The organism is Nonomuraea diastatica (assembly GCF_004349015.1).
Lineage (GTDB): Bacteria > Actinomycetota > Actinomycetes > Streptosporangiales > Streptosporangiaceae > Nonomuraea > Nonomuraea diastatica.
On record NZ_SMKP01000010.1, the window covers coordinates 17457 to 38351 of the forward strand.

Sequence of the window (20895 nt, forward strand, 5' to 3'; positions counted from 1 at the left end):
CGCACCGCATCCAGGCGGATCATACGTTTTCATGATCAGAGAGCCGCAGATCCTGGCCTGTTCGGGGGTGTTGTTCCCCCCGCCGGGGTTTCCGCACGTCGGCGTGCAGATATGGCAGGCCAGGCAGTTGGCCGGTGTGCGTAAACCGCGGATGTGCCTCATCGCGACGGCGGTGGGTGACTCGCGGGAGCACATCGACGGCTGGCGGGCGCGGGCCGCGTCGTTCGGTGACACGGACCTGTCCTTCCTCCAGTTGTTCACGCAGCCGAATGTGCCCGACGTGCGGGCGCATCTCCTCGCTCAAGATGTGATCTTCGTGTCAGGGGGCAGCGTGGTGAATCTGCTGGCGGTCTGGCGTGCGCACCGCCTCGATGAGATCTTGCGAGAGTGCTGGGAGAAGGGTGTCGTGCTGGCCGGCCAGAGCGCGGGCAGCCTGTGCTGGCACGCTGGCGGCGTGACCGACTCCTTCGGTGACGGCCTCGATGCCCTCAGTGACGGCTTGAACTTCCTGCCGTTCAGCAATGGTGTCCATGACGACCTGGGCGATCAGCCCCGGCGGGCCCGGTTCCGCGACTTCGTGGCGAACGGCACGCTGCGGGCCGGATACGCCACTGAAGACGGCGTCGCCCTCCACTATGTGGGCACCGAACTGCACGAGGTCGTGAGCGTACTCCCCGACCGGAACGCATGGTTCGTCGAGACCGACGGTGAGGGCGGGATCAGGGAGAAGGCCCTTCCAGCTCGCTGCTGGGTTCCTTGAGCGTTTGCGCGGTAGCGTTGCTCGCCATGACCGACTTCATCTCCCTCCCCTTCTATGACTTGTTCCACGAAAGCGGGCATGTGCCAGGCATCCGTGAGAAGCTCCCCTCTCTTCTCACCGGGGCCCAGCGGAGCATCCTGGAGATCGGTGCGGGCACCGGCCTGATCACCACCTCGATAGCCGACTGGACACCGGCCGAGATCTTCGCACTGGAGCCCTCGGCCGGTATGCGCGGGATGTTGCTGTCCCGGCTGAGTGCCCGCCCTGAGCTGCTCAAGCGCGTGACCGTGCTGCCCTATGACGCGCTGAGCGTGGACCTGGACGAGCCTGTTGAGGCCATGGTGATGATCAATGTGATCTACGCCCTGGAGCCGGACTACCGCAAGCGGCTCTGGCCGGTGCTGGCGACCCAGCTGGAGCCCGGCGGCCTCTTAATCTTCACCTGGCACGACGGCGGGCCCCCGGCACCGAGTCCGCTCAAGGAGTTGGAAGCGCGGCAGGTGGGCCGGCACACGTACACCATCCTGTCGGAGATCATCGAGTCGGACGAGGAGAGGTGCAAGGCCCGCTACCTCTATCGGATCATGGAGAACGACAAGGTCATCAGCGAAGAGGATACCGTCGGCTACGCCTACCGTCCCGTACGCGACGTGATCGAGGGTGAACTGGTCAGCGCGGGTTTCGCCCAGACCGACGCGCCTGAAGGGCTCCTCGCCTGGCGGCTCGGGCTCCAGCAGTTCTGATCGGCAGCTGTCGATCAAGGTACGGCAGGCGTCCTGGTCCGGCAGGGCGTCCCGGCCCTGCCCCCGATGGCTCGTGATCGGTACGCTGATCGTCATGGGAACTGGTGCGGCGTCTCTGCGCCTGAAGGACGTGACCTCGGCGCTGGAGACGACACTCACCGCCCTGAGGGTTGCGGGGGCCGACCCGGCGTACCGCATGGGTGGCACGGGCGCCGCTCTGCTGCAAGGTGTTCGGCTTCCCGTCGGAGACATCGACCTTTTGGTGGCTCGGCGGAAGGACGTGGACGCGTTCGCCGCCGCTCTGGCGTCCTTCCCCTGCCTGTACGCGGCATCGTGGCTCGCCCAAAGCCCGCAGTATTTCGCCAGGTATGACGTACACGGGGTCCACGTAGAGATCAGCACGGTTGAGCAGGAGACCGACTCCGATGAGATGGAGTGCGTCGGCCGCGGCCCGTGGCAACACCACGTCTTGATCACGTGCGGCCCGCATCGCGTTCCCGTGGTGCGCCTGGAACTGCGGCTGGCCACAGAGCTCCTGCGCGACCGGCCCGATCGATACGAACCTCTTATGGATCACATGGCGGCGCAGGGCTTCGATCGAGCTCTTCTGCATCGAGCCATGGCTGCTCGCGGTCTATCGACGGAACGACAGCGCACGGTCAACGACCGCCTCGCCCGTTCCTCTCCCCGCTCCCGCTAGCCATTTCGGCGACCCGCGCATCTCACCGGCGATCGACTCGGCGCGTGACAACATCCCGGCCTTGCCATGGCTGAACAGCGCTTTCAACCTCACGGTTGACGATTGGGCGACTGCGCCCTAGAGTCTTTTCAACCATTGAGTTGAAACTGGAGGGGCCGATGGTCACGGACACGCTGTCGCGCGTCTTCGCCGCCCTCGCGGATCCGACCCGGCGCGACATGGTGGCCCGGCTCTCGGAGTGCGACGCGACCGCGAGCCAGCTGGCCGAGCCGTACCAGATGACGCTGCAGGCCGTCTACAAACACTTGCGGGTGCTGGAGGACGCCGGGCTCGTCAGCCGGCCACAGGGGCAGCAACCCCGGCCGGTGCGCTTGGAGGCCCATGCCTTCGACCTGATGGACACCTGGATCGAGCGCCACCGCCGCCGCGTCGAGCAGCGCTACCGGCGCCTTGACGCCGTCCTGGCGGAAACGAACGGAGACGAACCACATGAACACGATCAAGGAGACGGCCATCGAAGCCGACCCGGGGGTGCCGATCATCCGGACGGCTCGTGACTTCGCGGCAACGCCCGAGCAACTGTTCCGCGCCCACACCGATCCCGCGCTGTTCGCCCAGTGGGTGGGCCCCAACGACACGGCCACCCGGATCGAGCACTGGGACGCGCATACCGGCGGCAGCTGGCGGTACGTCTCGGTCCACAACGACACGGAGTACGGGTTCCACGGCTGCTTCCACGAGGTACGGCCGGACCGTATCGTGCAGACCTTCTCCTTCGACGGCGATCCCGACGGAGTCGCGCTGGAGACGTTGTGGTTCGAGGACCTGGGCGACGGCCGTACGCGGCTGCGCGCGCAGTCGCTGGTCGACAGCTTCGAAGGCCGCGACGCGTTGCTGCGCAGCGGTATGGAGGTCGGTGTCGACGAAGGTTACGCCAAGCTGGAGAGGATGATCGTCGATGGCGCTGTCTGACCTTCCGGCCGAGCGACACCGGCAGGTCGCCGGGCTCTTCACCGACCGGGTCCGCGGAACCACGTCATGGGACGTGCCGTCCCCGGTCGCCGACTGGACCGCCCGCGACATCGTTCGGCACCTGACCGAGTGGTTCCCCGGGTTCCTGGCCTCCGGCGCCGGCATCGAACTGCGCCGCGGACCCTCGGTGGACGAGGACCCGGTCGCCGCGTGGCAAGTGCACTGCGACGCCGTGCAGGCGGTGCTGGACGATCCGCAGACCGCGCACAGGAAACTCACCAACCCGCACACGGGCAGCCTGCCTCTGGCGACCGCGATCGACCAGTTCTACACCGCTGACGTGTTCATGCACACCTGGGATCTGTCCAGGGCGACCGGCCAGGACGACCGGCTGGACCCCGACTTCTGTGCCCAACTCCTCGGCCCGATGGAGCAGATGGAGGAGGTTCTCCGCTCCTCCGGCCAGTACGGCTCCCGGGTGGAGGTGCCCGCCGACTCGGATGTCCAGACCAAGCTGGTGGGCTTCATCGGCCGGGACCCGTTCTGGTCGGGACCGTGAGCCTGACGACCCCGGCCTGACTGGACCGTGAGCCTGACACCACCGGCCTGACTGGACGCTGAAGCCGCCAGCGTCCAGCAGGTACGACAACCCCACGGCATCGTGCGCCTGACCGGCAAGCCGAAGATCGGCTTCCCGGTGTGCCACAGCCCGCGCGGCGTGTCCGGGTACGCCCGCCCGCATCCTGCCCACCGCGAGACCTCTGACAACGTTGTGCGCTGATCGCTTGCAGGTCAACGGGTTCCGATTCCCCTGGCGAGAAGATCCTTGGCGGCCTGCGGCGCCTTGGCAGGAGAGCCTGCGTCAAAAGGCGGCTGAGGGTCGTACTCGATGGCGAGCTGGATCGCCTCGGCCGTGGTCTGGTCAGCAATGTGTGCCGCCAAGGTGAGGGCCATGTCGATGCCCGACGAAACCCCTGCAGCGGTCACGATCTTTTCCTGGACCACGACTCTCTCGGGAGTGTAGATGGCTCCGAACGACTCCAGGACGTCGCTTGCCGCCCAGTGCGTCGTCGCAGGGAGTCCTTTGAGCAGCCCCGCTGCGGCCAGCAGGAGTGAGCCCGTACAGACGGAGGTCGTCCAGGTGCTCCCCTCGTGCATGCGACGGATCCAGCCGAGAAGCTTGTCGTCCTTCACAAGGCCTCGACTGCCTGGTCCCCCGGGAACGAGCAGCACATCGCAGGAGTCGATATCGGCGAACGCCGCGTCGGCGCTGATGGCCAACCACTTGGGAACATCTCGCACTGGCCCCGGCTCCTCGGCGACGAACACGATCTCGGCGTCAGGGAGATATTTGAGCACCTCGTACGGGCCGACGGCGTCAAGGGCCGTGAACCGATCAAACAGCGGGATGGCGATGCGCATGATGACTCCTCCGGTTAGCTTGATCATGCTATGTCGGTCGCGGTGCGCCCGCGGTGACAAACGCGGACCCGGCTACGCGCCGCCCTCAACGCAGAACTCATTGCCCTCAAGGTCGGCCATCACGACCCATCCGCCAGGGGTGACGCCCCGGCGGTCGTCCACGATGCGGGCACCCAACGATTCGAGCCGGGCAATCTCCTGGACTTGAGATCCGTCATGGGGCATGAGATCGAGGTGAACTCGATTCTTGCTGCGCTTGGACTCCGGCACTTCGACGAAGACAAGGTGAGGGGAGGCATCACCTTCGGTGCCTACCCACCAGAAAGGGTTGCCTGGCATCTCCACTTTAGAGCGGGGCCAGCGGGTGACCTCGCTCCAGAAACGCGCCATGGACTCGGCGTCCGAGCAGTCGAACGTCACATTCAAGATCGAGGACTTACTCACTCGCGGCTCCTACGCTGGGCTTACCCACAGTGGAGCCTTGCACGGTCGGCGGAACGCAACAAACAGTTTTCGGCCGGCGAGCCCTTCCCAGACGACGTTCCACCACCGGACGGCGGCCACACCCGCGGTAAGGGCGGCCGAACGAACTGAGCGAACCAGGCCAGGAGCTCATGCCATTGTCGTGATCTACGATGCCAACGCTATTCGGCGACACGCAAAAGGACCCGCTGATCCGGCTAGCGCAATCTGGCCTGGTTCAGCGCCGGATGGACATGTTGCCGGCGAGGTCGTGAGTGACCGTGGTTGACCGCTTCCCGCCTTGGTTAATGGCCCGAGATCGGGCGATTCCGGGGAATTTGTCGTGCACCGTCGATGGCTCCAACTCGACCCCGGTGACTGCGTCGATCCAGCCGGACGGCGGGCTCATTACCCGGTGCTGGTGCGCCCGTCCCGAGGGCCAGTCGGTAGGCAGGCCGCCCGTATCGCCTTGACAGCGGCGGTCGGGGCATAGTTCTCAGGGACGCCTTCGATCAGAATGATGTCGCCCTCGATGTGTCGCGAGCGCAGCGGCGCGATCTCACGGTAGGCGGGTGAGTCCCACCAGGCCCGCGCCTCGGCGATCCCCGGGAAGCCGATCATCACGACAGATCCGGACCAGTTGCCCTCGACAACCTCGTGCTGCGTAGCGTGCACGAGGTAGCGGCCACCGTACGGCTCAAAGGTGGCGGGGAGGCGCTCGACGTACTCGGCGATCTCCAGGTGCGGGGCGGCGTCCTGCAGGCGAGCTATGACGTAGGCGGGCATGGTGTCCTTCTGTCCGGTTGGGCTCGGTACGCCACCAATCCTGGCACCCCGGCGCACCGAGAGCGATGACCTGACAGGTAGGCGCTCCCCCTTTTGGCAGCAATGACCCTCCGCCCACGTCAAAGGAAAGACCCGGTCACCATTGGCCGTACTGCCACCCGCCTCGACCGGGCGAAACCCAGGTATCGCGTTCGGGGCGGGTATTCGCTGGCCCACCCGGTAACCATGCAACGGGCGGGTGGAAGGCGAGCGGAGCGAGCGTGGGGTTTACGGGAGTCGAAGGGGGCGGAGCCCCCTGGGCGGCACTGTCCGAAGCACACGAGCGCGAAGCGCCCCGAAGCGAAAGGCCATGCAGTCGGCCCGGTAACTTGGAGCGGGTGACGGGAATCGACCCCGCGCTGTCAGCTTGGGAACTGCATCGATCACGGCCCGTTAGTGCGCTGAGCTGGGCGAAGAGCCGGTCCTGAGTGACCGTGGTTGACCCCTCTTCACCCCTCTTAATGGCCCGCAAATGGCCCGACGATCAGCCCGCGATCCAGTGTCCTGCGCGACGCCGCACCTGTCCGCCTGACGCTCCCGTCCCCACTGTGGGATCGCCAATGTGGCCACGACTGTGGTCTGCAGCTCACGGGCATCGGCCACCTGAATGTCAGATCCGTTGGCGACAGCGCCAGCGCATGTAGGCCGAGATCGGCAGCGCAGCCGCTTGCGTTTGCTGCGCTTGTTGCGGATACTTCGCTTACAGCGGGGAAGGATAGACACATGACAGGAACGCAACTCGCAAGCTCGATCAAACCGGGCAGCCTTGACCAGGAGCAGTCAGAGCGGGCGCTCCGACGCATCAAGGACTATCTGATGCGACACCCAGAGGAAAAGACCATCGAGGTTGCGGCAGAGGTGGTTGGCGACGACGCCTTGATCCTCCCGCGCGAAGCCGTGTCGATGCTGGCCTTCATCCTTGCCCAGGTCGCTGAGGGGCGAGGCGTGCAGGTGATGCCGTCACACGCGGAGCTGACGACACAGCAGGCAGCAGCCATGCTAAATGTCTCGCGCCCGTATCTCATCAGCCTATTGGAGTCAGGCGCCATCCCGTACCGGCTGGTCGGCAGACATCGACGAATCCGGCATGACGACCTCATGGAGTACAAGCGTCAGGACTCGGCTAAGCGCAGAGGGGCGGCCGACGAACTGAGCGAACTAGGCCAGGAACTGGGGCTGTAGTCATGCCTTTTGTCGTGATCTACGATGCCAACGCCCTATTCGGCAACACGCAAAGGGACCTGCTGATCCGGCTAGCGCAATCTGGCCTGGTCCAGGCCAAGTGGACGCATGCGATCCTGGATGAGGTACAGCGGAACCTCGCCGCGAACCTGCCAGATATCGCTCCAGCCAAGCTGGCGCGGCTGCGCGAACTGGTGATTGACGCCGTCCCCGACTGCATTGTCGAAGGGTACGAGCCGATCATCGAGGGTCTTAAATTGCCGGACCCTGACGACAGGCACGTGCTGGCTGCGGCCATCAAGGCGAACGCCCAGGTGATCGTGACGTCGAACCTGCGGGACTTCCCAGTCGAGACGCTGGCCACATGGGGCGTAGATGCCAAAAGCCCGGACGATTTCCTCCTTGATCAGATTGACTTCGATGACCGCGTCGTCTGGGCTTGCGTGCAACAGATCGCGGACTCACGCACTAAGCCGCCACAGACTATCTATGACGTTCTCGACGCTCTGGAGCGCGCCGGCCTCGTTGAAGCGGTTGCGGCCCTGCGCAGCTGAGCGAGATCGTCAAGCAAGGGCTCGAGCCCGGCGACGACGCGGGGCTTACGACGACGACGGAGCACTCGAACCAGTCGGATGATCACAGCAAGACTAACCGGCTGGTACGAATCTGGCGCGACAGCAAAACCAAGCCCAGACAAGATCAAAACCCAGGTACCGAATCACCGTTCTACCTGGGCTTTCACACTGAGAGCGGGTGACGGGAATCGAACCCGCGCTGTCAGCTTGGGAACTGCATCGATAACGGCCGGATGAGGCGCTGAGCTGGGCGACGAGTCGGTCCTGAGTGACCGTGGTTGACCCCTCGTCGCCCCTCTTAATGGCCCGCTAATGGCTCGGCGATCAGCCCTCGACCTAGTGTTTGTCGCACGACGCACGCGCATCTCGCCCGTCTGAGATCATCCCGTCTGCTCTCGACCCACCCGAAGTGGAAGCGTGCCAAGGCCTCGGGTAAGAGATGATCGTGCTGTGGGCTTCGGGACATACGCCAGACGCGTTCGCGACCGTGATCTTCCTTTCGGGGGGCGCTTCCGCGCGCTGAGGTGTGCAGTCGGCTGCTACCACCCGATCGGCTTCAACGCGACTTGGTCATACCTGACCACGGCAGGAAATCTTCGACGCGATGAGTTAGCTCTGATCCGGGCGCTGGACAGGCTGGAGCTCAGCCGGAACGCCTGGCTCACGGAGATCGACGCCTTCGCCGACCGGCGCCGCCTCGAAAAGCGAAAGCATCGCCGTAGTCCGTTGGCGTCGGAAGTGCGATACCTGCATGGATGGAGATGACCCGGGCCAGAAGGTCATCGGGTGATGGTCCGAGAGATTGGCGTCCTGTGGGCGCAGCATGTACCCGTCCCATTCCCTGACGTACCGAGCTCAGAGAGGGACGACCTCGGCGAGCTGAACGCCGCTCTTGCCGAGTGTGTATCAGCCTATCTTCGCAACAACGGCACGGCCGGCTCAGGACATAAGGCCACTCTCCTCAGGTGCCTGCGCAAACTCCGCGGGCATCTGGGGCGCCACCTGGGCTACCCCTCTCCGTTCCACGACGCCTATGACTACCATCGCCGCCTGCTCAAGGTGACGGAACTGCTAGTCAACGATGCGTTCCCGTTCACCGCTGAGACGCAGGACAAGGTAGTTTCAGGACCGCGCTGAGGCTGCGACACTGACCAAATGGCAGGGTAATGCACGACGATCACCCGGTGACCTGGTCTTTCCGCGCGACGCGCGTACCTTGCCCGACTGATCATCCCGTCTGCCGTCGACCCGCCCGAAGGGGTAGCGGGCCAGGGCCACGGGTCAAGGGGGGAGCGCCCCACTGGACGAACGCCCCCTTGACCCGTGGCCCTGGTCTGCTCGGCTTGTCCCGGGTCGATGGCGGACGGGATGATCAGGTTCCACCTCGACCACTCACGGTCTGGCACACGGCACGGCCATCATCCCGGAGCGCCCCCGCCGGAGGCATGAAAGGGGTTCGCTGTGCGCTTGTTAAGGCTGCTTGCTGATTGGTTCTGGCGAGTAGACGCGTCATCTGGCGGTGGTGCCGAACCGAATCGCGGTCGGCGGTTCTCTGCGGCCCATCCTGTACGCCTGGGCCTGATCATCAGCGCTGCGGTCGGCGGATTCTTCAGCCTCCTCGTGTTGGTCGGTGCAGCGACGGGATGGAAGTACGCCTTCACTCCGTCTATCCTGCTCTTCTGCCTCTCCGTCACGGCCTTCGCTGGCGGGAGCATGACCGGCATTGGCTACTTCGAGCGCTGGCGTCAACGGCACTACGGGCACTACCCCGCATGAGGTTCAGGATGAGCCCAGCCGCCATGCGTAGCGGTCCGCGCGCGTCGCGCGCGAGAACGGCCCCCAGGCCGCACGCGCAGCGTGCGGGCGTGCGCGGGCCGCGCGGCGGCGCTTGCGCCGCCGCTCTTGATACCTACAAGAGCTATTCGGCAGTGCGCTCGCTGTATTTCGCCGCCTTGCGGGCTTCTGCGATGAGTTCGACGAGGTCGGCAACGAGCTTCGGGCTCGCGGCGATGGTCGCGTGGGCGGTCATGCTGTGTGGGCTGCCGTCGATGTCGACGACTGCGGCTCCGGCTTCGCGAGCGATGACGACGCCGGCGGCGGTGTCCCATGGGTTGTTGCTGAGCATGATGTTGGCGTCGATCTTGCCGTCCGCGACCCAAGCCAGGTCGATAGCGGCTGAGCCGAACATCCGTATGCGCTGAACGCGCGCGGCAAGTTCATGCGTCAGGGCGAAGCGGGGCCGGTTACGTTCGTGGGCGTTCTCGCCCACGGCGTAGTCGCCGAGGGCCACGATGGCGGCCTCCAAGTCGCAGGCGTCACTCACCCGGATGGCGGCGCCGTTGGCTTGGGTGCCTGCTCCCTCTGCTGCGGTGTAGCGGATGCCAAGGATCGGCAGCTCGATGACTCCGAGCGTGGGCATGTCCTTGTCGACCAGGCCGAGGGAGACGCCGCAGAGGGGGATGCCGTGCAGGAAGTTGGCTGTCCCGTCTACCGGGTCGAGTGCCCACATCAGGCCGTCACCGGCGTGGCTGATGCCTTCCTCTTCGCCGAGGAATCCGATCTCGGGTGTCTCTCGGGAAAGGAATTCGCGTACGGCGTGTTCTACGGCGTAGTCGACCTCGGTCGCCATATCGCGGTCGCCCTTGGCGGTGACGACGCCGGGAGCCTTCGATCTGATGATCTCGCTGGCTATCGAAGCGGCGTGTTCGGCGATGGGGAGAAGAGTTCGGGCGTCGATAGTCATACGGGTTTGCTCCGCTCCCACATCTCGGTGAACACTTGGTCGAATACGGGAAACAGGCCTTCGGCGGCGGTGTTGTCTCTGATCACGAACGTTGGCGAGTCGACTCCGCGGGCTTGTGGCAGGTAGGGCTGCATCACGCAGAGTGCCCGGTCCACGATGAGGAGGTTGAACCGGATCGTCTCGTCGTAGAGGTGCAGTTCGAGGCGTTGAGCGGATGCGGTGTCGAGCCGGGCACGGAGCCTGGTCAACATGGTGATGTTGAGCGCCGTGAGTGTCGTCAGCGTCCTGTCGGTGTAACCCTCTTCTGCTTCGCGGGCGCGGATCGCTTGGCCCTTCGGGTCGAGGAAGAGACACCGGATCCGGGTGCCTGAGTCCAGCAGGCGCCTGAGCTGGTGATCGGGGTAGCCCTGGCAAAGCACGTTGAGCGACAGGCCCGCTGCGTTGATCTCCTTCGCGCTGTCGAACAGAGTCGATGCGGGATAGGCGGATGAGAAAGCGGCTCGGCTGCTGAAGACGGCGGTTACGTCGGCCATCTGCGGCATGGCGCAGGCTTGGGCCTCGGGGCCGACACTTCTGGCGGTTTCCGGTTCTGTCCTCGGCGTGGGCACTTCGACGGCGTTCGTGGAGAACAGTTCGTGGGCCGACCTGCCCGGGAACATCGCCTCCAAGACGCGACAGTGGCCGGAGTACGGCAGGCCTTTGAGCTCGCCAGACAGCCAGCGATGGAGCTGAGCACGGCTCGGCCAACCGCCCTGCAACGACGGGTCGACCTTCTTGGCCGCCTTGTCGTACTCCCTACAGAATGTGCTGTAGGTCTGCCAGTGGCGTTGCGTCAGTAGGACCTTCAACAGGATCGGCTGGTCAGTCATGATCCGCGCCTCGGGCTGGGGTGCCATATAGGGCTCAGGTTAGCGACAGAGACGAGCTCGGACGAGACAAAGAGGAGACGAACAGAGACGAGCCGATCACAGACGGTACTCGCGGGCGATCGAGACGTGACAGGCCCTCGGGCAATCCTCGTTCCATGACTGCGCGATGTGACTCCTGCTCGGGGCGGGGCTGGAAGTACGTCAGCCTCCGCCGGACTGTGGTGGCGGCCGAGTATCCCGGTGACGACGCCTCCGACGACCGGCGCCGGGACAACTGCTGGCGGTGCAACGGGAGCGGCGAGGCAGGTGTGCTGTCGTGAGCCTGATCGCCGACTGCCTCAGCTTCCACGTCGCTCCACCCCGGCCGGATCACATGCGCTTGGTCTGGCGGGAGCCCACCCATGCAGAAGAGCGCGTCCGAGTGGCCGCCTATACCTGCAACTGCGTAGAGACGGTCTACGAACTCTGCCATGCAGCGGGCCTTGCCTACATTCGCCGGACCCGGCGAAGTGAAGGGGCGATACAGGTCCACGAAACCTACCGATGGCGGTTCAGGGAGGCGCAAGGCGTTTGGATGGCCCTTCTCGACGGCCACGCCAGATAGCGGGCGCGACGGTGGGCAAGTGCAGGGGTACCCATGCCGTCGCGTCTGGGCTGGTGAGGGACTGCTGTTGCGCAGTCAGACAGTCCCTCACCAGTCCGCACGGTTCGTGTACTTGAAGGGGAGACAGGCCGTTCAATTCGAACTAGGCTTTACGACAAGTCGAGTTGTTGGATGGTCGTCATGTCGTCTGAAGAGTACGCGCCGCCGAAGTACGCCCAGATCGTGCAGACGATCAGGCGGAAGATTGCGGATGGGACCTATCCGCCCGGCTCGCTGCTGCCCTCCGAAACACAGCTCGTTCGCGAGTTCGGGGTAAGCCGTCCAACTGTCGTACGAGCGCTGCAAGTCCTCCAACTCCGTGGAGTCATCGAGCGGGAGCACGGCAAGGGGTCCTTCGTGAAGGCGGCACCGCCCGTCACCCAGGAAGCAAACACTCGCCCTGGACGGGCTGTCCTGGATCGAGTGGAATCCGACGAGAACGGCTCGGTCATCGATGCGGGAACCGTTATTGCCGATGCCTCTGCAGCAAAGCTGCTGGACGTACCCGAGGGGTCCCCAGTCGTTCGCCGGCGGATCCTCTTTCACGATGCTGAACGGCCCGCCGATCTGGTCACACTCTGGTGCCCGGCCAACGTCGCCGAAGGTACCCAGCTTGCTTTGACCGAACCTCTCGCGGTCGGCATCCGGCAGCACCTCCAGGCCGCCAAGGGTCTCAAGCTGCAACATGTCGTTGAACGGCTAAGTGCCCGGCACCCCTCGGCCGACGAGGCAAGGGCATTGGAGGTTCCTAAGTCCTCGGCGGTCCTCGGGGTGTTGGCGAGCATCTTCAACGGTGGCGGACGGCCCGTGCTTGTTGTGGACCTGGTGCTTCCTGGTGACCTTCACGAGTTGGAGGATGCCTACTCGCTATAGGTCGAGCTACCCCCGCGGACGGGCGGCCTACTCGTATTCGACTTCGTCTTCATCTGCCACTTCGGCAGCAGGGGGAGTTTCGATGGTCAACTCGGAACGCCAATCGGTGAAGCGGGTATCGAACGTGACGTTTGGTGTGCCTAGATCGCTCTTCTCCCACGTCACCAGTCGGCGAACCAGGCCTTTTGCGTCAACCCAGAGCCGCCAGTTCATCACGGTCTTGTCGAACCCGAACTCCTTTGGGAGGCTCGCTCGTAACGAAGCAGAGACTTTGTATAGCTTTGCGAGCGAAATCGTCCCAGAATAAAGAGTTCCCGGCTTATCGGCGCGGGTGGTAGTCGCCGACTTGAGCAGAACGCCCAACGTGGCGGGCTCCATAACGTTCACCATCTGCAGGAAGCCGACAGCGGGCTTGGCCTTCCTGGTCCTCAGGACCCACTGCTTGCCTTCAGGTAGTTGCGGCGACGTCTCGTTGAAAATCGTGCCCTGGAAGTAGGCCCGACCGTCGACGACTATGTCTCGCGCGTACTGCGGTTTGTCGCTGTAGCCGAGAGTCATGATGGTCCGATCCGACGCGACTGGTCGTCCCGACCGGTCGAACTGCACGATGACCTTGGCTCTGATGCCAACGACCTTCTTGCTCGTGTCAGTGCCTCGTTCTACGACTGTGACACCTCGGTTCTTGGCTAGTTGAGCCTTCAGCGCCGACACCGGATCGGCCGCCTGGGCGCTTGATGGCGATACGGCCACTGCTGACAGCGCCATCACCAGAGCAACAATGAGTCGCTTCATAGAGCCTCCAGATACAAGTTGTGCAGCATTCTCCCGATTTATCCGCCAGGCAGGGAAGAGGTTCGAAGAAATCTTGCGAACTCGTGTTATTGACCGCTGAATGCTGGGGTACCCTCATGACAACTCGACAAGACGAGTTAGCGACAAGACGACTAGCTAGGAGCGAGCCTCATGGCACTGCAAGGTCCCATCCCCGTCACGTTCGACATGGTCTTTCCGCACGGTTGCTACATCGTGGGCGAGGTCGAGCCCGTCAAGGACTTCGACGCCTCGACCAACGGGCGCTTCGTGCAGTCCCGCGACAAGCAGAGCGGCGAGCTCGTCTGGCAGGTCAGCGTCATGGACGCGGACCCGTCGCTCAAGGCTGCTCAGAAGACCGTCTCCGTCAAGATCCTCAACCCGGTGCAGCCCGTGGCTCCGGCTCCGATGGCTGGACTGCCGTTCACGCCAGTCGAGTTCGACCACATGACCGTCACGCCATACGTCAACCAGGCCGGGAGGCTGGCGTACTCGATCAAGGTTCGCGAGATGCGGGCTCCTCGACCTGCTGGCAAGACGGCCGCCGCTAAGGACGCGGCGTGATGGGGCGGCCGAAGGCTCGCCCGGCCAGCACGATCAACCTCAAGGTCGGTCAGGGCGCTGACGTACGCAACCATCCGTATCCGCAGCGGTCGCCGGTCTTGGGGCTGGTCTTCGGCGGCACTCAGGTGCTCGTCACCACGTCGGCAAACGATCACATCACGCTCGACGACGTTAAGTTCGCTCGGAGCCTGGCACGCGAGGCCGCCATGTTCGCCGGTGCGGTGGAGCGCATGTTCCACGGCCTTCCGAACGGGCTGGGGGTGGCGGGTCGATGACGCTTAGCCCGTACATCTACGTCACGGTCTCCATGCGCCCCGATCAGCGGTCCCGGATCAGCGTCGCGTTCAACTCGGCGCAGTTGCGGGCGCGCGCCTGGCTGGGGGACAGCGGCAAGCCCTGCTTCGACCTGGACACCTCGGACGCCTCGGTCACCGTCTCCACCGTTGGGCCGGTGACCGACGACGACCTCGCCGTGGCTCGCGAGATCTTCAACGCCGCCGCTCGCTACCTGGCCGGCTGCGAGCGACTGCACTCCGAGCAGTCGGCCAAGGCCACCGCTGGCGAGGCAGCCTGATCTTCAGCGGGGCCGCAGGAAGCGGCAACTTCCGGCGGCCCCTCGATCTTCCTCACACACGCGACATGTTCGGAAGGACTTCACCCTAATGTTCAAGAGGATGCCCGGCGATGAGCCGCACCGCATCGTCTCCACCACCCCGGACACGGCGGTGGTCTTCAAACCGGCCGTGGTCCAGACCCCGGCCATCCCTCACCATCTTCGTTGCCCGGTTCGTCGCCGGACTCGGGCGTCTCGTCTGGCGGCATCCCGTGGCGATGGCCGTCACCGCCGTTCCCAGTGCCCTTTGCTGGGCGTACGGCTGGCGTGTCGCTTTGCTGGTCGTCATGCCTGCACTGCTCGGCCTGGGCGTCTGGGCGTTCCTCGACAGGCCGCGGTTCGTGCGATGCGTCGGCTGGCGGCTGGTCGCCTTCGTTCGCTGGTTCTGGATCTACCGGCGACGCTGGCGGCCGGTCATGACCGTCTCCGGGCCTGGCTCGGTGCATACTCGGACGGGAGTACACTCCGCGGCTGGTCAAGGTCACGTGCGACTCGTGGTCCGATCAGGTCGCGGTCCGCATGCTCGACGGCCAGGCGGTCAAGGACTGGGCCGACAGGATCGAGAACCTTTCCCATGGCTTCGGCTCGGAGACGTGCCGGGTCTCGGTGGCCAAGTCCGGCCGACTCATGCTGACCTTTCCACGCCGTGATCCACTGGCCACACTCATACCGGCGCTTCCTGTCCCAGACATACCGACTGTGGGGCCGATCGAGATCGGCAAGCAAGAGGACGGCTCACCCTGGCGGCTCCGGCTGCATGGGACTCACGCCCTGGTCGCCGGTGCCACAGGGGCGGGCAAGGGCTCGATCATCTGGTCAGCGATCCGCGGGCTCTTGCCGGCCATGCGGGCGGGCCTGGCGGAGGTTTGGGCGCTCGATCCGTCTCCTCGTCCGGAGAGAGGTGCGGGCGTCGGATACGTGCGGCTAGAGACGAGCCCCGATCCGATTCGCGTCCGGGCGGCATACGTCTCCGACGAGGACATTCGCGCGATGGTCGGTGAGGTCCGATGACGCTGGCTCAGTTCCTCGATGGCCTGCGCTGCTCTCTGTGTGGCGCTCTCAATGCCCTCTGGCTCGATCCGCTGCGTGGCCTGGTCGAGTGCTCTCAGTGCGGACAGACCGCGCTCACGTTCCCCGAGATGGGAGAGGAGGTCCGTTGACCGACCGCAAGACCCCGCGCGCTGTCCGCATCGCCCCGCCGCTCGCCCGCGACGTGGCCGAGGAGATCGCCAAGCTTCACGGCATCTGCATCCGGCCTGTGGCGCTCAAGCGGCTCGACATGACCACTGGCAAGTCAGAGGTCGTCGATGTCCCGTGTGGCTCGCCGCTGGAGAGCAAGTGTCCTCCGTGCGCCAAGCGCAACCGGCAACCCCGGATGGCCCAGTGCCGGGAGGGATGGCACCTCGATGAGGAGCCGATCATCACGCCCGACGAGCCGACCGACGGACAGCGCTGGCTCGTGGAGTTCCGGGCCGACATGCAAGCCAAGCGGGACGAGGCGGGAAAGGCCGGCGGCGACACCACCGACTTGGACGCCGTGCTCACCGGAGTCGACATCGAGATCAACGAGGCCGGGATGCGCGGAAACGTCCAGGGCCGTACGGGCTCCAAGCGCGTCCGCTCAACGAAGCGCCGCCAGGACGCGCCCGACCTGCCCAAGCGAAAGATGGCCAGCACGACGCTGGGGCGGACCTTCGAGGCGGCGGATGGCAGGACCTACCGGCCTTCGCTGTTCGTCACGCTCACCTTGCCGAGCTACGGCCCGACCGCGCTTCCAGCGACACGGCGCTATGCGGACGCATCCGGAGATCTTCCTCACTCGGGCGGAGACCGAGCGGGTGCTGTGGAAGATGGCCATGGAGGGCAAAGCCGACTCCACCCAGGATCGGCGGTTCCGTGCGATGGTGCTTCTGGCCACGTTCGCGAGCCTGCGTTGGGGTGAGGTCAGCGCGCAGTCAAGGAGGAGCCGGGCGCGCTGATGTTCCCTGGAGCCAAGGGCGGGCCTCTTCGCCGAAGTGGCTTCAACAGCAGTACACGGTGGGTCGATGTGGTCACGGAGATGGGATTGCCAGGGCTTCACTTCCACGACCTGAGGCACACCGGGAACATGCTGGCCGCCGAGTCCGGCGCGGGTCTCAAGGACCTCATGGCGCATGGGGCACGACAACGTCCGGGCGGCCATGATCTATCAGCACGCCGTCAGAGGAGCCGACGAGGTGATCACCAACGCCATCGATCGGCAACTCGGCGGCGCACGTGACGATGACGGCGACGAGGGCACGGCGGGCGTACTGGTCCCAGCAGGGTGACCGAGAGTTAATGGCCCGCGAAGATCGAACAGGTTCCTGCAACATCAAAGCCCAGGTACCGAATCCATCGGTCTACCTGGGCTTTCACACTGAGAGCGGGTGACGGGAATCGAACCCGCGCTGTCAGCTTGGGAAGCTGATGTTCTGCCATTGAACTACACCCGCGTACGACCCGAAGTCGCGTGCTCCACTGTAGCGGAAACTTGCCCCGGATCAGCAATCCCCGCCCCGCGGACTTTCGCCACGGAGACGGTAGGTTGCTCTGCGTGCTGCTATCCGACCGTGACATCCTCGCCGAGATCGACGCCGGCCGGCTCGTCCTCGATCCTTTCGACCAGGACATGATCCAGCCGTCCAGCATCGATGTGCGGCTCGACCGGTTTTTCCGGGTGTTCGAGAACCATCGTTACCCTCACATCGACCCGTCCGTGGAGCAGCCGGATCTTACGCGGATGGTGGAGCCGGCCGGGGACGAGCCGTTCATCTTGCATCCTGGGGAGTTCGTGCTGGCGTCCACGTACGAGATGATCACGCTGCCCGATGATCTGGCGTCGCGGCTGGAGGGCAAGAGTTCGCTCGGTCGGCTGGGGTTGCTGACGCATTCGACGGCGGGGTTCATCGATCCGGGGTTCAGCGGGCACGTGACGTTGGAGTTGTCGAACGTGGCGACGTTGCCGATCAAGTTGTGGCCGGGGATGAAGATCGGGCAGTTGTGCGTGTTCAGGCTCAGCTCTCCTGCCGAGCACCCATACGGGTCCGCCAAGTACGGGTCGCGTTATCAGGGGCAGCGGGGGCCCACGCCCTCACGATCGTTCCGTAACTTCCACCGGACGAAGATCTGAACGAAGATGAACATCAGATGAACAGTCGTGGAACATGTCGAAACGAGACGTGGGGGCACCCCGGGTCGGGGCGATGCGGACAGGCCGTTTAAGGTCAGCTGGAGCTGCAAAAAGCGCCCAAACTACCGGGGTTTCCGGTGTCACACAACCTTTCCAGGGTAGCCATCAGGCGAAGGGGACATGAAGTTCGTATTTCGCCTGGCTACCCGTACCCTCTTCCACGGACCATCCCCGCACATCTGGAGAACGACGTGCGCCTGCGTCTCACGCCACGTGAGGACAGCTACTACGACCTGTTCGCCGACTCGGCGAACAACCTGGTCACCGCATCCCGGCTACTGGTAGAGATCATCAGCGACGGATCGGACAGGGAGGCCCTGGCCGAGAAGATGCGCGCCTGCGAGCACGCCGGCGATGAACGCACTCACGCGATCATGAACCGGCTCAACGAGAGCTTCATCACCCCCTTCGACCGCGAGGACATCTACCGGCTCGCCTCCAACCTCGATGACGTGATGGACGCCATGGAGGCGGCGTCCGACCTCATCGTGCTGTATCAGATCGACCACCTGCCCAAAGACGTCGTCAGGCAGGTCGAGGTGCTGGAGCGGGCCGCGGAGCTCACCGCTGAGGCCATGCCACGGCTGCGTTCGATGAAGAACCTCAACGAATACTGGATCGAGGTCAACCGCCTGGAGAACCAAGGTGACCAGGTCTATCGGAGGTTGCTGGCCAAGCTGTTCAGCGGCGAGTACGACGCCCTCACGGTCATGAAGATGAAGGAGGTCGTGGACGCTCTCGAAGAGGCCGCCGACGCCTTCGAGCACGTGGCCAACACCGTCGAGTCGATCGCGGTCAAGGAAAGCTAAGCCCGGTGGACCTCACGCTCGGCCTCGTCATCGGCGTGGTCGTCATCGCGCTGGCATTCGACTACACCAACGGGTTCCACGACGCGGCGAACGCCATCGCGACCTCCGTCTCGACCCGGGCCCTCACCCCCAGGGCCGCGCTGTTCATGGCGGCGGCCATGAACTTCATCGGCGCCCACCTGGGCACCCAGGTCGCGCAGACGGTCGGCAAAGGCATCATCGACGCACCAGACGGTCCACACGGTCTGGTCATCGTGGCCTCGGCGCTCATCGGCGCGATCGTCTGGAACCTGATCACCTGGTATTTCGGTCTGCCCTCCTCCTCCAGTCACGCGCTCATCGGCGGCCTGGTGGGCTCGGCGCTGGCCTCGGCCAGCGTGGTGCACTGGGACGGCGTCCTGGAGAAGGTCGTCATCCCGATGATCTTCTCACCTCTGGTCGGGTTCAGCCTCGCCGCCGCGATCATGATCGCAATTTATTGGATCTTCCGCAACAGCCAGCCGGGCAAGACCAACCGCGGCTTCCGCTACGCGCAGACCGTCTCGGCCGCCGCCATGGCGCTCGGGCACGGGCTGCAGGACGCGCAGAAGACGATGGGTGTGATCTTCCTGGCACTCACCGTCGGCGGTTTCGCCGAGCAGGACGACCCGATCCCGCAGTGGGTCATCCTGGCCGCCGCGGGGGCGATCTCGCTGGGCACGTACGCCGGCGGCTGGCGCATCATGCGAACGCTGGGCCGGCGCATCATCGCGCTCGACCCGCCCCAGGGTTTCGCCGCGGAGTCGGCGGCGGCGACCGTGCTCTACGGGGCCGCCATCGGGTTCGGGGCGCCCATCTCCACCACGCACACGATCACGTCAGCGATCATGGGAGTGGGGGCCACCAAGCGGCTCAGCGCCGTGCGGTGGGGCGTCGCGGGCAACATCGTGACGGCGTGGATCCTCACCATTCCGGCAGCGGCCCTCGTGGCGTCGATCTCCTACTTCATCCTTCACGCGATCGTGGAGTAGGCGCCTCAGGAGCCGCGCACACCAGCCTCAAGAACCGCGCACACAAGTCTCAGGGGCGCGTACGCCGGCCTCAGGAGCCGCGTACGCCGGCCTCAGAGGCGCGCACACCAGCCTCGGGAGCCGCATACATCACGTCCACGTCCCACCGGTTGAAGCCGAGGGACTCGTACAACCTGATCGCCGCCGTGTTGGCCTCGTCCACGTACAACATCGCCTGGGCGAGGCCGCGCGCGCGGAGGTGGTGCAGCCCGGCCAGGGTGAGGGCCTTGCCGAGGCCGGTGCCCTGCTGCGAGGGGTCGACGCCGACGACGTACACCTCGCCCAGGGGCTCGTGGCCGTGCTCGGACGAGCCGTGCACCTTCGTCCAGTGGAAGCCGGCCAGCCGGTCGTCGCGGAAGGCCAGGAAGAAGCCCTCGGGGTCGAACCAGGGCTCCTGCTCGCGCCGCAGCAGATCGTCCATCGTCCATGCGCCCTGCTCGGGGTGGTGGGCGAAGGCCTCGGCGTTGACCTTGAGCCATGCCTCCTCGTCCTGGCCGGGCACGAACATGCGCAGGGTGACGCCCGGTGGCAGGGCGAGAGGATCCAGCGGGGCGAACAGGGAGCGGCGCATCTGCCAGAGCGAGCGCACCCGTTCGAAGCCGAACGCGGCCGCCAGCGCGCCCGCTCCCGGATGCCCTCCGTGGGCCCACAGGCGCGGCCTGCCTCCCGTCAGGTCCATCACGGACGTCAGCAGCCGCGCGCCGTGCCCGCGGCGGCGGTGGACGGGGTGGACGACGAGCTCCACGCTGGGGCCCTCGACCTCGTCGGTGGGGTCGACGTGGGCGTAGCCCGCCAGGGTGTCGTCCTCCGTGAGCAGCAGGGAACGGGCCTGCGGGTCGCCGCCGTAACGCAGGTGGAGCATCACGTGCTCGTTGAGCGGCCGGACGCCGTCGGTTTCCGTCGCCGCCTGGACCAGGTCGAGCACGCCGGCGATCTCCTGGTCATCGAGCACTTGCCGAACTTCCACGCGCACACTCACAGAACGAACTCTAGGTCCTGTGATTGGCAAATAACGCCATGGGAGCGCCTGGCAAATCGTTACCTCTGCGACATCGGCTGCACGGACAACG

General features: G+C 65.2%; 26 protein-coding genes and 1 tRNA gene. 19 read left to right on the forward strand and 8 right to left on the reverse strand.

The window, feature by feature from the left end; genetic code table 11:
* Nucleotides 1–31 precede the first annotated feature (31 nt).
* The 6 genes from E1294_RS05150 (at nt 32) to E1294_RS05175 (ending at nt 3734) form a co-directional block, all read left to right on the forward strand.
* A complete protein-coding gene (locus E1294_RS05150) occupies nt 32–760 on the forward strand; it encodes a Type 1 glutamine amidotransferase-like domain-containing protein (RefSeq protein WP_132504979.1) in 729 nt (242 codons plus the stop codon).
* Between the two features lie 26 nt (nt 761–786).
* Complete coding sequence (locus tag E1294_RS05155; protein ID WP_132504981.1) at nt 787–1503, forward strand: class I SAM-dependent methyltransferase; 717 nt, start codon at nt 787–789, stop codon at nt 1501–1503.
* Nucleotides 1504–1576: 73 nt separating this feature from the next.
* Nucleotides 1577–2203 (forward strand): hypothetical protein, encoded by a 627-nt coding sequence (locus E1294_RS05160; protein ID WP_132504983.1) that lies wholly within the window; start codon nt 1577–1579, stop codon nt 2201–2203.
* 158 nt (nt 2204–2361) lie between these two features.
* Nucleotides 2362–2760 carry an ArsR/SmtB family transcription factor gene (locus E1294_RS05165; protein WP_132504985.1) on the forward strand — a complete coding sequence of 133 codons (399 nt, stop codon included), beginning with the start codon at nt 2362–2364 and terminating at the stop codon, nt 2758–2760.
* A complete protein-coding gene (locus E1294_RS05170; RefSeq protein WP_132504987.1) occupies nt 2693–3175 on the forward strand; it encodes an SRPBCC family protein in 483 nt (160 codons plus the stop codon). The genes E1294_RS05165 and E1294_RS05170 overlap by 68 nt, the downstream gene beginning before the upstream one ends.
* Nucleotides 3162–3734 carry a TIGR03086 family metal-binding protein gene (locus E1294_RS05175; RefSeq protein ID WP_132504989.1) on the forward strand — a complete coding sequence of 191 codons (573 nt, stop codon included), beginning with the start codon at nt 3162–3164 and terminating at the stop codon, nt 3732–3734. The genes E1294_RS05170 and E1294_RS05175 overlap by 14 nt, the downstream gene beginning before the upstream one ends.
* A 233-nt stretch (nt 3735–3967) precedes the next feature.
* On the opposite strand, the gene E1294_RS05180 is transcribed toward E1294_RS05175, so the two are convergent.
* From E1294_RS05180 to E1294_RS05190, 3 genes are all read right to left on the reverse strand, one after another.
* Nucleotides 3968–4597 (reverse strand): DJ-1/PfpI family protein, encoded by a 630-nt coding sequence (locus E1294_RS05180; RefSeq protein WP_132504991.1) that lies wholly within the window; start codon nt 4595–4597, stop codon nt 3968–3970.
* 72 nt (nt 4598–4669) lie between these two features.
* A complete protein-coding gene (locus E1294_RS05185; protein WP_246082826.1) occupies nt 4670–5041 on the reverse strand; it encodes a VOC family protein in 372 nt (123 codons plus the stop codon).
* A 426-nt stretch (nt 5042–5467) separates the two neighbouring features.
* A complete protein-coding gene (locus tag E1294_RS05190) occupies nt 5468–5845 on the reverse strand; it encodes a DUF1330 domain-containing protein (protein WP_132504993.1) in 378 nt (125 codons plus the stop codon).
* A gap of 762 nt (nt 5846–6607) precedes the next feature.
* On the opposite strand from E1294_RS05190, the gene E1294_RS05195 reads away from it, so the two are divergent.
* Together E1294_RS05195 and E1294_RS05200 are read left to right on the forward strand one after the other, a co-directional pair.
* Nucleotides 6608–7066, forward strand: coding sequence for a helix-turn-helix domain-containing protein (locus E1294_RS05195; RefSeq protein ID WP_132504995.1), 459 nt, complete (start codon nt 6608–6610; stop codon nt 7064–7066).
* Nucleotides 7067–7080: 14 nt separating this feature from the next.
* The gene (locus E1294_RS05200; protein ID WP_246082827.1) at nt 7081–7620 is read left to right on the forward strand and encodes a PIN domain-containing protein; all 540 of its coding nucleotides are present in this window, start codon (nt 7081–7083) and stop codon (nt 7618–7620) included.
* 1939 nt (nt 7621–9559) lie between these two features.
* Here the strand turns inward: E1294_RS05200 and E1294_RS05205 are convergent.
* Together E1294_RS05205 and E1294_RS05210 are read right to left on the reverse strand one after the other, a co-directional pair.
* Nucleotides 9560–10384 carry an inositol monophosphatase family protein gene (locus E1294_RS05205; protein WP_132504999.1) on the reverse strand — a complete coding sequence of 275 codons (825 nt, stop codon included), beginning with the start codon at nt 10382–10384 and terminating at the stop codon, nt 9560–9562.
* On the reverse strand, nt 10381–11253 hold the full coding sequence (locus E1294_RS05210) for a DUF5919 domain-containing protein (protein ID WP_132505001.1): 873 nt from the start codon (nt 11251–11253) through the stop codon (nt 10381–10383). The genes E1294_RS05205 and E1294_RS05210 overlap by 4 nt, the downstream gene beginning before the upstream one ends.
* A gap of 155 nt (nt 11254–11408) precedes the next feature.
* Between E1294_RS05210 and E1294_RS52450 the strand changes: the two genes are divergently transcribed.
* Nucleotides 11409–11573: a hypothetical protein gene (locus E1294_RS52450; protein ID WP_165977097.1), complete on the forward strand. Its 165-nt coding sequence runs from the start codon at nt 11409–11411 to the stop codon at nt 11571–11573.
* 464 nt (nt 11574–12037) lie between these two features.
* Entirely contained in the window at nt 12038–12769 is a 732-nt protein-coding gene (locus tag E1294_RS05215) for a GntR family transcriptional regulator (protein WP_246082828.1), read from the forward strand.
* A gap of 27 nt (nt 12770–12796) precedes the next feature.
* On the opposite strand, the gene E1294_RS05220 is transcribed toward E1294_RS05215, so the two are convergent.
* Complete coding sequence (locus E1294_RS05220) at nt 12797–13561, reverse strand: hypothetical protein (RefSeq protein ID WP_132505005.1); 765 nt, start codon at nt 13559–13561, stop codon at nt 12797–12799.
* Nucleotides 13562–13732: 171 nt separating this feature from the next.
* Here E1294_RS05220 and E1294_RS05225 point away from each other — a divergent pair, with 171 nt between their 5' ends.
* The 6 genes from E1294_RS05225 (at nt 13733) to E1294_RS52455 (ending at nt 17065) form a co-directional block, all read left to right on the forward strand.
* On the forward strand, nt 13733–14143 hold the full coding sequence (locus tag E1294_RS05225; protein WP_132505007.1) for a plasmid replication, integration and excision activator: 411 nt from the start codon (nt 13733–13735) through the stop codon (nt 14141–14143).
* The gene (locus E1294_RS05230; protein WP_132505009.1) at nt 14140–14418 is read left to right on the forward strand and encodes a hypothetical protein; all 279 of its coding nucleotides are present in this window, start codon (nt 14140–14142) and stop codon (nt 14416–14418) included. Before E1294_RS05225 ends, E1294_RS05230 begins: the two co-directional genes overlap by 4 nt.
* Nucleotides 14415–14717: a hypothetical protein gene (locus E1294_RS05235; protein ID WP_132505011.1), complete on the forward strand. Its 303-nt coding sequence runs from the start codon at nt 14415–14417 to the stop codon at nt 14715–14717. Before E1294_RS05230 ends, E1294_RS05235 begins: the two co-directional genes overlap by 4 nt.
* A gap of 558 nt (nt 14718–15275) precedes the next feature.
* Nucleotides 15276–15767 carry a hypothetical protein gene (locus tag E1294_RS55490; RefSeq protein WP_246082829.1) on the forward strand — a complete coding sequence of 164 codons (492 nt, stop codon included), beginning with the start codon at nt 15276–15278 and terminating at the stop codon, nt 15765–15767.
* 145 nt (nt 15768–15912) lie between these two features.
* The gene (locus E1294_RS55495; RefSeq protein WP_246082830.1) at nt 15913–16698 is read left to right on the forward strand and encodes a replication initiator; all 786 of its coding nucleotides are present in this window, start codon (nt 15913–15915) and stop codon (nt 16696–16698) included.
* 211 nt (nt 16699–16909) lie between these two features.
* A complete protein-coding gene (locus tag E1294_RS52455; protein ID WP_165977098.1) occupies nt 16910–17065 on the forward strand; it encodes a hypothetical protein in 156 nt (51 codons plus the stop codon).
* 94 nt (nt 17066–17159) lie between these two features.
* Here E1294_RS52455 and E1294_RS05250 read toward each other — a convergent pair.
* Nucleotides 17160–17230, reverse strand: a tRNA-Gly gene (locus tag E1294_RS05250).
* Between the two features lie 101 nt (nt 17231–17331).
* Between E1294_RS05250 and dcd the strand changes: the two genes are divergently transcribed.
* The 3 genes from dcd to E1294_RS05265 all read left to right on the forward strand — a co-directional run bounded on the left by dcd (nt 17332) and on the right by E1294_RS05265 (nt 19786).
* The gene (gene dcd, locus E1294_RS05255; protein WP_132505013.1) at nt 17332–17907 is read left to right on the forward strand and encodes a dCTP deaminase; all 576 of its coding nucleotides are present in this window, start codon (nt 17332–17334) and stop codon (nt 17905–17907) included.
* 251 nt (nt 17908–18158) lie between these two features.
* On the forward strand, nt 18159–18776 hold the full coding sequence (locus tag E1294_RS05260; protein WP_106243913.1) for a DUF47 domain-containing protein: 618 nt from the start codon (nt 18159–18161) through the stop codon (nt 18774–18776).
* 5 nt (nt 18777–18781) lie between these two features.
* Entirely contained in the window at nt 18782–19786 is a 1005-nt protein-coding gene (locus E1294_RS05265) for an inorganic phosphate transporter (RefSeq protein ID WP_132505015.1), read from the forward strand.
* A 70-nt stretch (nt 19787–19856) separates the two neighbouring features.
* On the opposite strand, the gene mshD is transcribed toward E1294_RS05265, so the two are convergent.
* Nucleotides 19857–20804, reverse strand: a complete 948-nt coding sequence (gene mshD / locus E1294_RS05270) for a mycothiol synthase (RefSeq protein WP_246082831.1) — start codon at nt 20802–20804, stop codon at nt 19857–19859.
* Between the last annotated feature and the right edge of the window lie 91 nt (nt 20805–20895).